Here is a 16,834-nt window from a genome sequence, read left to right as displayed (position 1 = left end):
AGTTACTGTGCCAGTTCGAAAGTCACGGCTCATGACACATCATCTGCTTTCCCGCGCTCCCTTCTCTGTCTGTTGCGCGATCCATGGTCTACCAGATAGTGGGGGTTATGAAGGAATGCATATACTTTCCGTTGTAGGGGAAGGCCGTCATCCCCCCTTCTTCTCCCGGCCGCCTGCCGGAAAACACACGATCTGCCGCTCTTTCCCTCCGCGAAAATATGCGTGGCAAAAAAGACACACTTTCCGGCGGAGTGATGAAGTTTTACCACGGTCTCCCGCCAGAAAATATTGCTTGACATGAAGGCCACATTGATATAGTGCAAAGCGCGTATCAGCGTGGTTTGCAGCCGTAATTCCCTCGCGTGCATTCTCGCCGGGGTAAAATCCTTTTTTTTAATTCAATTTCAAATTTCAGGTGACATTCCGTGTCTCGTGTGTTATTTCCATCGCGCATCTTTTCTGACATGTTAAATCCGAACAAAAGAAGAGAGAGGGGGGGACAGTTTGCGTGCGTAACGTCCCGTCCTGCTTTGAAAATAGAGTGGGTACATCCCAGTTCGAAAAAATGTTCAGGAAGTACCGAAGTTTAAATTATAAAAACCTTAAAGGGAGGTAACAAATGGGAGAAGAGTCGATATTGAAAGAGTTCTATCCGGTACCTGAGAGAATCAAGGCAAAAGCCTGGGTGAAAGGCCGGGGAGAGTATGACAAACTGTATGCGGAATCCATTGCCGATTCGGCTGCCTGGTGGGCGAAGCAGGCTGACGAGATCCTGACCTTCTACAAGAAGTGGGACAAGGTCGAGGATTTCAACTTTGACATTCGCAAAGGCCCGATTCATGTGAAGTACTTCGAAGGCGCGAAACTGAACGTCTCCTACAACTGCCTGGACCGCCATCTGGCAACGAAGGGCGACAAAGTGGCCATTCAGTGGGAAGGCAACGAACCCGGTGAGCAGAAGGCCTATACCTATAAGGATCTCCATACGGAAGTCTGCAAGTTCGCTAATGTTTTGAAGAAGCACGGCATCAAGAGAGGCGACCGCGTCTGCATCTACACCCCCATGGTGGTTGAAGCCGCCATCGCCATGCTGGCCTGCACGCGTATCGGCGCCGTCCACGCCATCGTTTTCGGTGGATTCAGCTCCGACGCTCTGGCTGTTCGCATTCAGGACGCCCAGGCGAAACTCCTCGTGGTCTGCGACGGCACCTTCCGCGGCGCCAAGGCCGTTCCTCAGAAGAAGGACGCCGATGTGGCCCTGAAGGAATGCCCCACCATCGAAAAAGTCATCGTCGTCCGGCGCGTTGGCGACAAGATCGCGTGCGACATGACTCCGGGAAGAGACCTCTGGTGGCATGATGAAATGGCCACGGTGGATGCCAACTGCGAGTGCGAGCAGATGGATGCGGAAGACACCCTCTTCATCCTCTACACTTCCGGTTCAACGGGACAGCCCAAGGGCGCCCTCCACACGACGGCCGGCTATCTCCTCTATGCCGCCTACACCTCCAAGTTTGCCTTTGATCTCCATGATGAAGACATTCACTGGTGCACCGCCGACATCGGCTGGGTAACCGGCCACAGCTATGTCGTCTACGGACCTCTCGCCCTCGGCGCAACCTCCATCATGTTCGAAGGCGTTCCCAACTATCCGACTTACAGCCGTTTCTGGCAGGTTGTGGAGAAGTACAAGGTCACATCCTTCTACACCGCGCCGACGGCTATCCGCGCCATCGCCAAGGAAGGCGACGAATGGCTCAAGGGAATCGATCTGTCCTCCCTGAGAGTTCTCTCCTCCGTCGGCGAGCCTCTGAATCCCGAGGCATGGCAGTGGTTCTACGAGAAGATCGGCAACAGCCAGTGCCCGATCGTCGATACCTGGTGGCAGACCGAAACGGGCGGACACATGATTCTGCCTCTGCCCGGCGCCATCGACATCAAACCGGCCAAACCGGCACTGCCCATCATGGGTGTCATTCCCACTCTGGTCGACGATCAGACCGGTGAAGAGCTGAAGAACATGGAAGCCAACGGCGCTCTCTGCTTCAAGACCGCCTGGCCCGGCATCACCCGGACCATCTACGGCGACCACAAACGCTATGAGGAAACCTACTTCGAACCCTATCCGGGCAATTACTTCTCCGGTGACGGCGCGCTGCGCGACAAGGACGGCTACTACCGGATCACCGGTCGTATCGACGACGTCATCAACGTCTCCGGTCACCGCATGGGAACCGCCGAGATCGAGGCGACCCTGAACGCTCATGAGAAGGTTGCCGAGTCCGCCGTGGTCGGTTATCCCCACGAGGTCAAAGGGCAGTCCATCTATGCCTACATCACCCTGAAGACCGGCTTCGAACCGTCTGAAGACCTGAAGAAAGAACTGACTCAGTACGTCAGAACGATCATCGGGCCGATCGCGACCCCTGAAAAGATTCAGTGGGCGGATGGTCTTCCCAAGACAAGAAGCGGCAAGATCATGCGGCGCATCCTGAAGAAGGTTGCCGCCAATGAGCTTGGCGACCTGGGCGACACCAGCACGCTGGCCGATCCCGCCGTCGTGGACGATCTGGTAAAGAACAGACTGTAATTCAAGGTAACGACCGGTGCAGCACCGAATTTCCGGCGCTGCACCGGACGCTATAAAAAGAAAAAAAAGAGGTTGGATGCATATGCCGGATAATCCATCCGGTATGTAAGCATTCCGGAAGGAGGACATGTGAATATTGTTGCGTGTGTAAAGCAGGTTCCGGATACGGAAGCCCAGATCAAGGTAAAGCCGGACGGTTCAGGAATCGATGAATCCGGCATCAAGTGGGTCATGAACCCCTATGATGAATACGGCGTGGAAGAAGCCTTAAAACTGAAGGAAAAGCTCGGTGGAGACGTCACGATCGTCTGCGCAGGTCCGGCAAGAGCGATGGAGACAATCCGCACTGCCCTGGCCATGGGCGCCGACAAAGGCATTCACATCGACGATCCCGCTCTTGAAGGCGCGGATGCCTATGCAACGGCAACGGCATTGGCCGCGGCGATCAAAGGGATCCCCTATGACGTCATTTTCTGCGGACAGAGAGCCATCGATGACGACTCCGGACAGGTTGGAGCCATTCTGGCGGAACTTCTCGGCCTTCCCCAGTTGACCGTCGTCACCAAGGAAGAAACCGATGGAAAGACCGTCAAGGTCGTCCGTCCGGTGGAAGGCGCGGCGTTTGTCATTGAAAGTTCACTGCCGGCCGTGGTCACGGCACAGAAAGGGTTGAACGAACCCCGTTATGCCTCCCTGCCTGGAATCATGAAAGCCAAGAAGAAGCCTGTTGACGTTAAAAACCTGGCTGCCCTGGGTGTCAGTGTTGAATCGAAGTCTAAAGTCGCCAAAATGGTACCGCCTCCGGCCAGACCTCCTGGAAAGATTATCGCGGGCGACGATCCGGCGGTTAAGGCTGCGGAACTGGCCAAACTGCTGCGAGAAGAGGCGAAGGTCATCTAATATTTACTGATCACGGAGGATAATTAACATGGCAAAAGGTGTATGGATAGTAGCAGAGCAAAGAGATGGCGCCTTTCGCAAGATTTCTTTTGAACTTGCGAGCACTGCCCGGAAGCTGGCGGATGAGCTGGGTGAAGAGGTAGGCGCCGTCCTGTTGGGTTCAGGTGTGGAAGGAATTGCAGGCGAACTGGGTAAATACGGTGTGGATAAGGTTTTCGTGGCTGATGACGCAGCCCTGGAACCCTACACGACGGATGCCCATGCAGCGGCGGTTGCGAAAATCGTTAAGGAAAACGATCCTTCGATCCTGCTGTTCGGCGCGTCCGCGCAGGGCAAAGACCTGTCCGCCCGCGTAGCTGGAAAACTGGCTACCGGACTGGCCACGGACTGCACGGAAGTAAAGATCGACGGCGGCAAGCTGGTTGCTGTTCGTCCCATGTATGCAGGGAAATGCTATGGTGAAGTCGTCTTTTCCGCATTTCCGCAGATGGCATCCCTGAGACCGAATGTTTTCCCGGCTGTCGAAAATGCAAAGGCCGGTGCGGTAACGAAATTTGATGCCGGACTGGATGCATCGCAGTTGAAGACCAAGGTTGTTGAAGTTCAGAAAGACGCCAGCGGCAAGATCGACCTGACGGAAGCCATGGTCATTGTTTCCGGAGGCCGAGGAATGGGCGGGGCGGAAGGATATGCCTGTCTTGAAGAACTGGCGAATGTCCTGGGCGCGACGGTGGGTGCTTCCAGAGCGGCCGTCGATTCAGGTTGGCGTCCCCAGGCGGATCAGGTCGGACAGACAGGAAAGGTTGTTTCCCCGAATCTGTATGTGGCCTGCGGTATTTCCGGAGCCATTCAGCATCTGGCCGGCATGAGTTCATCCAAGTTTATCGTGGCCGTCAACAAAGACGAAGAGGCCCCGATTTTTGCGAAGGCGGATTACGGGATCGTTGATGATCTCTTCAAGGTGATCCCCGAATTGGCAAAAGAGTGCAAGAAACTTGTTGGTTAGTTTGATATAGCGGTCAGCGTTACCGATTCAGCCGCCTTGTCATGCCGATAAGGCGGCTGAATCAATCGATACAGGCCGCTCTGGAACAGGGGAGGAGTTATGGTACAGCCTATAGGTATAGGGAATGAAGGAAGGGAAGTATTCTGGAACGCGGAACACTTCGAGCCCTTCCTTTTTCTTTTTACGGGAGTAGCCCTGCTTATCCTTGCCTACGGACTTTATCGACGTTGGCAGATGTGGAAGGCGTTGGGGAAGCCCGAACTGAGAATGGACAACATGGGTGAAAGGGTCAAACTGCTGCTTCGCAATGCGCTGCTGCAGGTGAAAACTTCAGCCGATGCCTATCCCGGTATTATGCATGGATTGATTTTTTTTGGATTTTTTGTGCTTATCTTCGGGGCGGCGTTTGATGCGACGGAATTTCACATTACGGAACCCTTGGGCGTGGCTTTCCTGAGAGGGAATTTTTATCTTGGTTTTTCATTTCTCATGGATCTGTTTGGCCTGGCTGTTCTGGTGGGCGTGCTTATGGCAGCGGACAGGCGATATCTGTCGAAGCCGGATCGACTGGGTTACAAGGGAGTTCCGGACAACAGGCCCGATGACGCCATTGTTCTGCTTCTTATCGGCGGTATTATCGTTACGGGATTCATCATCGAAGCCTTGAGAATTTCTGTTACAATCGACGAGACACCTTGGGAATACTGGTCTTTCGCGGGCTGGACCCTTTCACATTTATTCACCGGCATTGAAACGGATTCGGCAAAGGCGGCCCATAAATTCTTCTGGTGGCTGCATACCTTCATCGCTCTTGGATTTATCGCATATATTCCTTTCTCAAGGTTGCTCCATATCGTTACGACGTCGGCCAACCACTTCTTTACGGATCTGAAGCCGACCGGAACGATCGAGCCCATTCGGGATTTCGAGAACGCGGAAACCTTCGGTGTCGGGCAACTGGAAGAGTTTACATGGAAGCAGCTTTTCGACCTGGATGCCTGTACGCGCTGCGGCAGATGCCAGGATGGCTGTCCGGCCTATCTGACCGGCAAGCCGCTTTCCCCGAAGAAACTGGTTCAGGATTTGAAAACCTACTGGGAGCAGCGTGCTCCGGCCTTTGTCGAGGCGCAGAAGGCCGCGGCGGCAGGTAGTGAACTGCAGGTTCCTGAGGCCGAAAAGGCCATGGTGGGTGAAGTCATCGATCTGCATGAGCTCTGGGCCTGTACGAACTGCATGTACTGCATGGAAAACTGTTCGGCGGCCATCGAGCATGTGCCGAAGATCGTCAATATGAGACAGTATAAGGTCCTCACGGAGGCCGATTTCGCGCCGGAACTCCAGTTGACCTACCGCAACATGGAAAACAATTCCAATCCCTGGGGCGTGGGCGCTCACCTCCGGGCTGACTGGGCAAAGGATCTGGGAGTCAAGACGCTGGCGGAAGATCCCGACGTGGAATATCTCTTCTATGTCGGCTGTGCCGGTTCATTCGATGACCGCGGCAAGAAAGTGACCATCGCGTTTGCGAAGATCCTGCAGGCGGCCGGGGTGAAATTCGGTATTCTCGGTACTGAGGAATGCTGCTGCGGCGACTCGGCCATGAGAGGCGGCAACGAATATCTGTACCAGACGCTGGCGCAGATGAACATCGAGGCCATGAACGGCTATGGCGTGAAGAAGATCATCGCCACCTGCCCCCATGGGTACAATGCTCTGAAAAAGGATTATCCGCACTTCGGTGGAAATTTCGAAGTCTATCATCATGCGGAGATTCTGGCCGATCTGCTTGCGAAGGGCAAGATCGCACTGAAGAAACCTCTGGCAAGCACTGTCACCTATCATGACTCCTGCTTCCTGGGGCGGTATAACAAGATTTACGATCAGCCCCGAAAGGTGTTGAATGCTGTACCCGGCCTGAGACTTACGGAAATGGAGCGGAATCTCGCGAAGAGCTTCTGCTGCGGCGCCGGTGGAGGCCGGATGTGGATGGAAGAAGATATCGGCGAACGCATTAATGACGCGCGGACCGATCAGGCGATTGCAGCCGGCGCGGAGACCATTGCGGTGGCCTGCCCGTTCTGTCTCACGATGATGAGCGACGGAATCAAGGATCGCCAGAAGGAAGAAACCATGGTATCTCTGGATATCGCCGAGATCGTCTGGAAGGCCATGGATCTCGAGCCGTCTAAAGCAGGGACGGAAACGGAAGAGACCGCTTAAGGAAAAACTGAATTCTCGAGATAAACTGGAAGTTTAACCTCGTACTCCCCTCGTGCGAAAAAGAGGAGGATATTTCCGAGGAAGAAAGACTCCTCTGGAACGACAAGGGCAAGTGCCCTGAGCCGTAAAGAGGATAACAAGGATGGCGAAAAAGCCCCGGTCTGCTCAGGACAGGGGCTTTTTTGCGATAGGGGAGGCGCGCACAGCACACAAACACTTCGGCAAGAAAATCGACAGGGAAGGGATAATGAGAAAATTCGGCTCTTTTTGTATAATGCTCATGTTGATCATCTTTACTCCTTCACTTCATGCCGGGAATGTCGACACCCAGGGGATCGGAGCCAAGGCGACAGCCCTGGGAGGCGCATTTTCGGCCTATGGAGATGATCCTTTTGCTGTTTACTACAATCCCGCCACGCTGACGCAGATAAGAAGCGCCATGATTTCGCTGGGCGCGCATGTTGTCAAGCCGGAAATGAAGGTTTCAAGGTATGCCGTAAACGGGATGAATGCCGGTTCTTCAGCGATCGGACCGGACTGGTTTGGCGACAGGTCACATACACTGATTGTTCCCCATCTGGGATTTTCCCTTCCCGTATCCGATTCCGTAACCGCAGGCGTCGGCCTTTACGCGCCCTGCGGCATGGATATTCGGTGGCCCACGACATCCGACAATCCCGGGGTTTACAACAGCTATCATTCATGGTACCGGCGGGAGGTGATTAGTCCGGCAGCAGCGTGGCAGCTCCATGATCAGGTTTCAGTCGGTCTGGGCATCGCTTTAGGCCGTTCCTTTACCGGAGTGGAAAACTGGACCTATTTCCCGGCCCTGCCGGGACTTCATAACCGCTTTGTTGATACGGATATGGAGGATGAAGGAAACTGGTCCATCAATGCCGGGCTGCTGATCAAGCCTTTGAAAGCTCTTTCCCTGGGACTGACGTATCGAGGCAGAGCGGAAACGAAATTCCGGGGAACGACGCAGGTAAAGGGTGTGAACGAGGGAGACGACCTGACCGGGACAGGCGCATCGGTTTACAACACCTGTGTTTCTTCGACGACGAAAATCGACTCTCCCGAGCAGATCCAGGGCGGCATCCGTTATCAGCCCGTCGAGTCGCTTTCCCTGGAAGTCGATCTGGTGTGGACGCGCTGGTCCTCCATCAAGGGGTACACGCTCTCCTTCGATAGGAAGTTTCTGGATGCACCGGCTCTGGGACTGTACAATCCCGGCCGGACGGAGCAGTATTATGCGCGCAATTGGGAGGATACGACGCAGCTTCGTTGCGGGGTGGAGTGGAAGGTCAATGACATTCTGGCACTGCGTGGTTCCTGGTTTTATGACCCCTCGCCGATACCCGATTCAACCTTCGACATGCAGTGGCCCGACGGCGATAAACGCACCTATGCCCTGGGAATCGGATTGAACTGGGGAACCGTCAATCTGGATGGAGTCGTTCAGTACACCTGCACGGCCAGGAAAAGAGAAATTGAAGGAGAAAGCCGGAATCTGAATGAGAGCTATCTGGGAGGACAGGGAGCGCCGAAGGTTTCTCTTTCCGGAGACGGCCACCTCTGGGGCGCCGGCATGACGATCAGCTACCGATACTGAATAAAAAGTCGGGCATTTTCACGATCAGCAGAATTGGCAAAAGATCTGGAAGAAAGGATAAACCAGTTCTCTCACCAACCGGCGGCCGGGACTTGAGGGCTGGAAAATACTCGAATCGAGAGCAATATCTATGCGGAAAAAATGTCGCAGGAAATAAGTTACCAGGACAAGCCCTGGCTGAAATCCTATGAGCGAAGTGTACCGGAAAACATCGCTTACGAGGAGCTTTCCCTGTCGGATATCCTGAAGCGGTCGGCTGCGGAGTTTCCCGATCAGGACGCCCTGCTGTACCAGGGATATGCCCTGAACTATCGCCGGTTCAATGAGCTGGTGGATCGCTTTGCGGCTTTCCTGTCCGGTCAGGGCATAGGGCGTGGCCGGGCCGTGGCGATTCTTCTACCCAACTGCATCCCTTGCGTTATCGCCTATTACGCAATTCTGCGGATCGGCGCGATTGCAGTCATGAACAACCCACTCTACACGGACCCGGAGCTGGAACACCAGCTGAATGATTCCGAATCCTGCGCCGTCATAACCCTCGATCTGCTCGGCAACCGGATGATTGACCTGAGAGGCAAAACGAAGATCCGGCAGATCGTTGTCGCTTCCCTTGGCGAATATCTTCCTTTTCCGAAAAGCCTCCTCTTTCGGCTTCTTGCCCGGAGAAAGCGAATATCCGCCCCGGTAAAAAGAGCGCCGGATGTGAATTCGTGGAAAAGCTGCCTCCGGAGTGATCCGCTCTTGCTTCCTGAAGGATATTGCGGCTTCTCTGATGTGGCCGTGTACCAGTACACGGGCGGGACAACGGGACAGCCCAAGGGTGTGGAACTGACCCATGCCAATCTGAGCAAGCAGGTTCAGCAGTGCGCCGCCTGGTTCCCGAAATTCAGGAAGGGCGGAGAAATCATGCTGGGTGCGCTGCCGTATTTTCATGCCTTTGGAATGACGACGGCAATGAATCTTTCCGTCTTCAAGGGTTGGGCACAGATCCTTGTTCCCAGGCCGAAATCGGGTCCTCTGCTGGAGGCAATCCGGAAGTATCGCCCGACCTTTGCCCCCCTCGTTCCGGCCATGTATGCCGGGATGCTGAATCATCCTGATTTTGCCGGAACGGATATGACCTGCCTGAAAGGAGCCTTCTCAGGGGCGGAGCCCCTTTCCGGGAAGCTTCGCCAGGAGTTCGAACTGAAGACGGGGGCCGTGATCGTCGAAGGCTACGGCATGACGGAGACCAGTCCGGTCACCCTGATCAACCCCTTTTCCGATGGCGCACGGAAGATCGGCAGTGTGGGGCTGCCCATTTCCGACACCCTCTGCCGGATCGTTGATCCTGTTGAAGGCGTTGACGATGTTCCTCTGGGCGAGCGTGGGGAGCTGATTATCCGCGGGCCTCAGGTGATGAAGGGATACAAGGGGCGACCGGAAGAGACGGCCGGCATTATCCGGGGAGGATGGTGTTATACGGGGGACATCGCCTTGATGGACCGTGACGGCTATGTCTTTCTGGTGGATCGGAAGAAGAATCTGATTATCTCCGGGGGGTATAACATCTATCCCCATGAAATCGAAGAGGTGTTCAACAGTCATCCGAAGATTGCGGAGTCCTGCGCGGTGGGCATCCCCGATGAGAAAAAGGGGGAAAAAGTCAAGGTCTTCGCCGTCCTGAAGAAGGACGAAATCGCGACCGAAGAGGAATTAATGGATTACTGCCGGACAAGACTCGCCGTTTACAAACTGCCGAAGATCATCGAGTTTCGCAGGGAACTGCCTAAATCCAGGGTGGGAAAAATTCTGCATCGCGAGCTTCGGGAGGCCGAGCGGAAAAATGACTGAACTCGGATCCCTCCTCCGGCGTCGGCCTCTCAGGCCCCGAATTTGGTCAGACGTCCGGCATGGGCCAAAGCCACGGTCATCAGGGAAGACGTAGGCATTCTTCCCAGCCCTCCGAAAAGACAATCCCCTTCGCCGAAGTGTTCCACCCGGTCCGGGCGGCATGTTTTGGCGGCGAGGAGAACAGGGACGGGATGCCAGCTGTGTGCGGCAAGGGTGGCGGGAGTGGAGTGATCGCCGGTGACGACCAGGACATCGGGATGCAGCGCCGTAATCCGGGGAAGGAGGGCGTCCACTGTTTCGATGACCTTCACCTTCTCATCGAACTTGCCGTCTTCACCCCGGGAATCCGTCGGTTTGACGTGCACGAAGAAGAAGTCGTAATCCGGCCAGGTCGTTTCCAGGGCCGAGATTTCTTCCTCCAGAGAGGATGTCGGGGTGTGAACGGTCATTCCCAGCAGGCGGGCGATGCCGCGGTACATGGGGTAGCTCGCAATGGCCACGGGAGAAAGACCGAATCGTTCCGACATGCTTTTGAAACGATGATATCGGGCATAACCCCGCAGGAGGAGCATGTTGGCTTTGGGTTCATCGGCAAGGACCATTTTTGCCTGAGCCAGCAGGTCCGTCAGCAGGCCTGATGTGAATTCAGCTTCCGGGACGAGCGCCCGGGGAGATATCGGCGGCAGGCCGGTCTGCTGAGGATCGGTTTCGGTGATTTCCTCGTGGAGGTTGTCTCCGCGCAACACGATCAATGCCCGATGTTCCTTTTCCGTGGCAAAAAAGAGCTCCGTTCCGGGAGCGGGACGGATGCCTTCCTTCAGCTTTCGGCAGAGCCGTTCGTTGGTTTCTGTATCGATGCGGCCAGCCCGGCGATCGGTGATCTGCCCCCAGGCGTCCATTGTGGCAAAATTGACCCGCATGCAGAGATCCCGCTCCGTTATGGGGAAATCCAGGCCGGCAGCGGAGAGAAGCCCCCGCCCCACATTGGTGGACACCGGATCGTAACCGAACAGGGCAAAGTGGGCCGGTCCGCTTCCCGGTGTGATGCCGGGGGCGATGGGATCCAGGAGGCCGCATACGCCGCCTCTGGCCAGGGCGTCCAGATTGGGGGTTTTCGCCGTTTCCAGCTCCGTTCCCGGTCTGCCGTCCATGGGCAGTCCTCCCAGTCCGTCCATAATGAGAAAAACCATCTTTGCGTCATTCTTGATGACCAGTTTATCCATCCATTGAGGGTCCATGATCTCTTCCTGAATCCAGGGAGCGGGGACGGAAAATACAGAACCGTCCCCGCCCTCGGGTCAATCGTTAATCAGTTATCTGGTTGAATACCTGTTCTTACACTCTTTCCAGGACAATGGCCATCCCCTGTCCGCCACCGATACACAGCGTGGCGAGTCCGAGGTGCGCGTTCTTCTTCTGCAGCTGCATGGCCAAGCTGTAGGTGATCCGGGCGCCGGTGCAGCCGACGGGGTGACCGATGGAGATCCCGCTGCCGTTGAGATTGGTTTTGTCCAGATCCACACCCATTTCCTGGACGCAGCCCAGGGCCTGGGATGCAAAGGCCTCGTTCAGTTCCACGATGTCCATGTCCTTCATGGTCAGGCCGAGTTTCTTGAAGACCTTGCGGGTTGCCGGAATCGGACCCAGACCCATGTATGCCGGATCGACGCCGCCGGAGGCATAGCCGAGGATCTTCGCCAGCGGTTTGAGGCCCAGTTCCTTTGCCTTGTCGGCGCTCATCACGACGACAGCCGCCGCACCGTCATTGATACCCGAGGCGTTGGCCGCCGTGACGGTTCCGTCCTTCTTGAAGACTGGGGCCAGCTTCGCCATCTTTTCCAGGCTGGTGTCCATGGGACGCTCGTCGACGGAGAAAAACTGCGGAGCCGCGCCTTTCTTCACGGGCAGCGGAACGGGGATGATTTCATCGGCGACGGCGCCGCTGGCGATGGCCGCACGGGCGCGCTGATGGCTCATGAGGGCCAGCTCGTCCTGGGCCTGACGGCTGATTCCATAACGGGAGGCGATATTTTCCGCCGTGAATCCCATGTGATAGCCGTTGAAGATTTCCCAGAGACCATCATGAACCATGAGGTCGATGATGGAACCCGTAGGCATGTTCATCCGGTATCCCCAGCGGGCGTCGGGCAGGGCGTAGGGTACATTGCTCATGTTTTCCATGCCGCCGGCCACCATGATGTCGGCATCGCCGGCTTTGATGATCTGGGCGGCCAGGGTGATGGCTTTCATGCCGGATGCGCAGACCTTGTTCACTGTGATGGTGTTCGTTTCTTCGGGCAGACCGGCATAGATGCTGGACTGACGGCCGGGATTCTGTCCCAGGCCGGCGATCAGGCAGTTCCCCATGATGCACTCGTCGAAATAAACGGGGGTCAGGGATTCATCGTAATCATAATATTTCTTGTTGATTTCGGTCTTGTCGAATTCTCCGAAGGTATCGCAACGGCAGCCTTTCACTTCTTCACTGATGGCCGGCCGCAGCCCCGCTCTCTTGATGGCCTCTTTGATGACCAGCGCTCCCAAATCCGTAACTCTCACGCCTTTCAGCGATCCGCCAAAAGCACCCACGGCGGTTCTGGCGCCGCTTACGATGACGACATCTTTCATTGTTAACGATCTCCTTTCTTGGATGTTGATATTTGATTTAATTTGATGCGTGAATCTTATCCTTTTCCTGAAGAGATTCCACGAATTCCACTTCGCGCGGCACCTTGTAGGAAGAGAGATAGGTCCTGCAGTGCCGGAGAATCTGCCTGCTGTCGGCCTGCATGGCGGGATCCTTGACGATGAAGGCTTTGACGATCTCACCCCGCAGGAGATTCGGCTTGCTGACCACCAGGGTGGCCCGGACGGCGGGATGACCTTCCAGGACCAGCTCCACTTCGCGTGGGTAGACGTTGAATCCGCTGGTGATGATCATCCGCTTTTTCCTGCCGGTAAGGAAAAAGAACCCTTCCCTGTCGCGAAATGCCAGGTCGCCGGTGTGAAGCCAGCCGTCAACGATGACTTCCCGCGTTGCCTCTTCTTCCTTGTAGTAGCACTTCATCACGTTGTCCCCGCGCAGGATCAGCTCACCGACTTCACCCAGGGAACAGTCCGTACCCTGGTCATTGACGATGCGGATCTCCACACCGGGGATGGCCGTTCCGATGGAACCGGGCTTCTGAGGGCCGTCAGGCCTGCTCAAGGTGCAGACCGGCGAGGCTTCGGTCAAGCCGTAGCCCTCGACGAGGGTCGCTTGGAACTTTTTATTGAATTCAGGAACGTAGTGCGCGGGCATGGCCGCTCCGCCGGTGATGCAGAATCTAAGGGAACTGACGTCGTACTTGTCCGCGTCTTCATAAAAAAGCATTCCCAGGAACAGACGGGGGACGGCGGCGATGAACGTGACCTTTTCCCGGCAGATGAGCTGGAAGATTTCATCAAGATTGAACGCGTCCATCAGAACGAGGCCCGCGCCTACCCGGATGGCGCCCAGCATGTTCGCGACCGCTCCGAAGGTATGGAAAAGAGGAATGACCGAAAGGCCCATGTCGGTGTCGGTGACGTGACACAAATCACCCAGAAGGGCGGACTGCGTGACGAGATTGCGCTGGGTCAGGACCGCGCCCAGAGGTTTTCCCGTGAGGCCGGCGGTGTAAATCATGACGGCGGGATCGTCGTCGGAAAGCTCCGGAATATCCAGGGATGAGGAGGACTCTTCAATGAGGGACCAGAAGGAAGCGAAGTTGCCGGAGGAAGGGGGGGAGTATTCCGGCCTGTCGACAACGATCAGATGCCCGCAGAGCGGAGCGTTCTGAAGAATGGATTCGAATCGGCCGGCGCAGGCCGACGTGGTGATGAGAGCCCGGGCATCGCTGTTGGTCAGGAGATAAAGGATTTCGTGGGGCGTCGAGGCCGTGTTGATCGTTACCGCCACCGCTCCGATTTTCTGGGCGGCGAAATAGGAAATGATAAACTCGGGACAGTTGGGGAGAACAATAGCCAGTTTGTCGTTTTTTCCCAGCCCCAGGTCCTTGAGCGCATTGCCCAGGGCGTTGACCGCCGCATTCAAGGCCGCATAAGTCAGCCGCCGTTCTTCTTGAACGACGGCAATGTGGTCAGGATAGCGCCGGCACGTTTCATCCAGCATCCGTCCTAAATTCATTTTTTATGTCTCCAGATTACTAAAATTCGTGCTCCCTCTTAACACAGCAAGAGTAATTTTTTCAATAAAATAAAATGATGGAATCTTTTTGTCTGTGGCGATATGGAAGGGAAAAAAGTTAAAGGTCGCCCGCGAAAGTTGAACCGCGCGGGGAGTAAGAGTGAATTGCTGTGATGCCGAATGAAAAAAGATATCTGCATCTGGCAGCCGCCGTGATATCGGGACTGGTTGTCTTGTTTATATACCTTCATCTTGTTGATGATCATACCCGGACAAACCTCGTCAGGGAAAACGGTCCCATCGAACTGATGAGCGCCCTGGGGTACTTTGTTGTTCCGTTGATCATGTTCATCAGGGGAGGTTGGAGTTTCATCAGGAGACACGCCTCCCTGGCCGTCCTGGTTGTCGCCCTGGGGCTGAGAGAACTGGATTTCAACGCAAGATTCACGACGATGAGCATCACCAAAATCAAGTTTTTCCTGAGTCCACAGGTTCCTCTGGGCGAAAAAATCATCGCCGTTCTTTTGATTCTCATTCTGCTGGCCGCCCTCGTCGACTGTCTGAAAAAATATCTGCGCCCCTTTCTGGCCGGTTGTGCAAAGAAGGATGTCGTGTCCATGACCGCGGGGGTGTCCCTGCTCTTCATGGCCATATCGAAGAGCCTCGACGGGCTGCCCCGCAAGCTGAGAAGCCTGGGACTGGACATCGCCGGACAGAATTCCCTGTATGCGGAAAGCGCCGAGGAAATTCTCGAACTCGGCATCCCTCTGATGCTGATCATTTCGACTCTCGCTTATTTCAGCCGGCACGCGTCAAAGACAGGCTCCCCTTCCTTCCCGGGAACAAACAAGCCCTCCGCGCAAGACGATTCAGGATAAAATCGGGGGAAGCGGTTTTCACAAAAAGGTTGACTTTTTCGACGGCTTCTCTTAATAGGGTCTGCCAGCGTTCATGACATGAACGTTATGGGAGTGCTCGAAAATGCGTGACCCTGGTTTTCCTCATCCGGAACATGAAAACGTTCTCAAACTGCTTCGTGAAGTGACTGTTTCACCGGAATTGACTCAGCGTGAACTCGCGAAGAGGATGGGTATCAGTCTGGGAAAAGTCAACTTCCTGTTGAAGGCGCTGGTCGGGAAAGGATTGGTCAAGGTTCATAACTTCAGGAAAGCCGACAACCGCTCTGCTTATCTCTATTATCTCACCCCCGCGGGATTCGAGGAAAAAGCCAGAATCACGTATCATTTTCTGAAACGGAAGTTACTGGAATACGAAGCGCTGGAAAGAGAAATACAGCTCCTGAAGGCGGAATTGAATCAGAAGGAAGTCCCCTCCGGGTCGGATGACTGATCGCGGACGGTTTACCTTTTAACAGCTTGCAGTTCGTGGCGGAATCGGATCGCGGTTCAGGAGCCGAGAGTCTCAATCGGGTGTCTGTAATCGAGTGGGCGGAGCTGTATCTGCCGGAAAACAGGGACAGCACCCAATTTCGCTGACAAAATCGCGCTGTTCCTGTTTTCCGGCGGGGCATTCGAACTTCCGGGTGGTCTGATAACGCTTAAGATAAAAATCCAGGAGAAATCATGATCCAGAAAGGAATCATTCTGGCGGGCGGATCGGGAACCCGTCTTTATCCGCTGACCCAGGTGGTCAGCAAGCAGCTCATGCCCGTCTACGACAAACCGATGATTTACTATCCCTTAAGCACGCTGATGCTCGCGGGGATCACGGATATTTTGATGATCACCACGCCGCAGGATCAGCCGCTTTTTCAAGCCCAGTTGCTTGACGGCAGCCAGTGGGGCATCCGGATTTCGTACGCTGTGCAGCCCAGCCCCGATGGCCTGGCACAGGCCTTCATTATCGGCAGGGAGTTTATCGCCGGCGACCCCTGCGCGCTGATCCTTGGAGACAATATCTTTTACGGTCATGGGCTGATCGAGAAGCTGACGACCGCGACTTTTCAGCCGGAAGGCGCGACAGTGTTCGCTTACTGGGTCAAAGATCCGGAAAAGTACGGCGTGGTGGAATTCGATGGCGATGGCCGGGCCGTCAGTCTGGAGGAAAAACCCCAAAAGCCGAAGTCCAATTACGCCGTGACGGGGCTCTATTTCTACGATGAGCAGGTCGTCGATTTCGCCCTGAACCTGAAGCCCTCCGCTCGAGGGGAACTGGAGATTACCGACCTGAACCGGTGTTATCTCGAAAGGAATTCACTGCGGGTGGTGACGTTGGGCCGGGGCTACGCGTGGCTGGATACCGGCTCTCACGAGTCGCTCCTGCAGGCGTCCAATTTTGTGGAGACCATCGAACAGCGGCAGGGGCGCAAGATTTCCTGTATAGAAGAAATCGCCTATGCCAAAGGCTATATCGATCGGGAACAGTTGCTGGCTTTGGCGCAGCCCCTGGCCAGGAATCAGTATGGGGAATACCTAATCAATCTGGTCGAGCAGAAGAGGTAAATAAATATGCAGTGGTCCTTTCGTGAGTTTTTTAAAGAGGGAT

General features: G+C 55.3%; 12 protein-coding genes. 9 read left to right on the top strand and 3 right to left on the bottom strand.

The features are described from left to right. The first annotated feature begins 619 nt into the window (after nt 1–619). The 6 genes from acs (at nt 620) to SYN_RS12500 (ending at nt 10,161) form a co-directional block, all read left to right on the top strand. On the top strand, nt 620–2,590 hold the full coding sequence (gene acs, locus SYN_RS12525; protein ID WP_011418543.1) for an acetate--CoA ligase: 1,971 nt from the start codon (nt 620–622) through the stop codon (nt 2,588–2,590). Nucleotides 2,591–2,719: 129 nt separating this feature from the next. Next, nucleotides 2,720–3,490, top strand: coding sequence for an electron transfer flavoprotein subunit beta/FixA family protein (locus tag SYN_RS12520; protein WP_011418542.1), 771 nt, complete (start codon nt 2,720–2,722; stop codon nt 3,488–3,490). Nucleotides 3,491–3,518: 28 nt separating this feature from the next. Then, complete coding sequence (locus SYN_RS12515) at nt 3,519–4,496, top strand: electron transfer flavoprotein subunit alpha/FixB family protein (protein ID WP_011418541.1); 978 nt, start codon at nt 3,519–3,521, stop codon at nt 4,494–4,496. Between the two features lie 99 nt (nt 4,497–4,595). Next, nucleotides 4,596–6,716 (top strand): heterodisulfide reductase-related iron-sulfur binding cluster, encoded by a 2,121-nt coding sequence (locus SYN_RS12510; RefSeq protein ID WP_011418540.1) that lies wholly within the window; start codon nt 4,596–4,598, stop codon nt 6,714–6,716. A gap of 142 nt (nt 6,717–6,858) precedes the next feature. Continuing rightward, nucleotides 6,859–8,328, top strand: coding sequence for an OmpP1/FadL family transporter (locus SYN_RS12505; protein WP_011418539.1), 1,470 nt, complete (start codon nt 6,859–6,861; stop codon nt 8,326–8,328). Nucleotides 8,329–8,469: 141 nt separating this feature from the next. After that, the gene (locus SYN_RS12500) at nt 8,470–10,161 is read left to right on the top strand and encodes a long-chain-fatty-acid--CoA ligase (protein ID WP_011418538.1); all 1,692 of its coding nucleotides are present in this window, start codon (nt 8,470–8,472) and stop codon (nt 10,159–10,161) included. A gap of 29 nt (nt 10,162–10,190) precedes the next feature. Here SYN_RS12500 and SYN_RS12495 read toward each other — a convergent pair whose 3' ends face one another. The 3 genes from SYN_RS12495 to SYN_RS12485 all read right to left on the bottom strand — a co-directional run bounded on the left by SYN_RS12495 (nt 10,191) and on the right by SYN_RS12485 (nt 14,329). Next, nucleotides 10,191–11,399 (bottom strand): 2,3-bisphosphoglycerate-independent phosphoglycerate mutase, encoded by a 1,209-nt coding sequence (locus tag SYN_RS12495; RefSeq protein WP_011418537.1) that lies wholly within the window; start codon nt 11,397–11,399, stop codon nt 10,191–10,193. 97 nt (nt 11,400–11,496) lie between these two features. Then, nucleotides 11,497–12,789 (bottom strand): acetyl-CoA C-acetyltransferase, encoded by a 1,293-nt coding sequence (locus SYN_RS12490; RefSeq protein WP_011418536.1) that lies wholly within the window; start codon nt 12,787–12,789, stop codon nt 11,497–11,499. Nucleotides 12,790–12,826: 37 nt separating this feature from the next. Next, a complete protein-coding gene (locus SYN_RS12485; RefSeq protein ID WP_011418535.1) occupies nt 12,827–14,329 on the bottom strand; it encodes an AMP-binding protein in 1,503 nt (500 codons plus the stop codon). A 173-nt stretch (nt 14,330–14,502) separates the two neighbouring features. Here SYN_RS12485 and SYN_RS12480 point away from each other — a divergent pair, with 173 nt between their 5' ends. The 3 genes from SYN_RS12480 (at nt 14,503) to rfbA (ending at nt 16,791) form a co-directional block, all read left to right on the top strand. Further along, complete coding sequence (locus tag SYN_RS12480) at nt 14,503–15,207, top strand: hypothetical protein (protein WP_011418533.1); 705 nt, start codon at nt 14,503–14,505, stop codon at nt 15,205–15,207. A gap of 103 nt (nt 15,208–15,310) precedes the next feature. Continuing rightward, nucleotides 15,311–15,679 (top strand): MarR family EPS-associated transcriptional regulator, encoded by a 369-nt coding sequence (locus tag SYN_RS12475; RefSeq protein WP_011418532.1) that lies wholly within the window; start codon nt 15,311–15,313, stop codon nt 15,677–15,679. 233 nt (nt 15,680–15,912) lie between these two features. Continuing rightward, the gene (gene rfbA / locus SYN_RS12470) at nt 15,913–16,791 is read left to right on the top strand and encodes a glucose-1-phosphate thymidylyltransferase RfbA (RefSeq protein ID WP_011418531.1); all 879 of its coding nucleotides are present in this window, start codon (nt 15,913–15,915) and stop codon (nt 16,789–16,791) included. Nucleotides 16,792–16,834 lie beyond the last annotated feature (43 nt).

Origin of the sequence: Syntrophus aciditrophicus SB, from assembly GCF_000013405.1 — a bacterium.
GTDB classification, from domain to species: domain Bacteria; phylum Desulfobacterota; class Syntrophia; order Syntrophales; family Syntrophaceae; genus Syntrophus; species Syntrophus aciditrophicus.
Note: the sequence above shows the minus strand (reverse complement) of the source record. Positions and strands in the feature narration are given on the sequence as shown.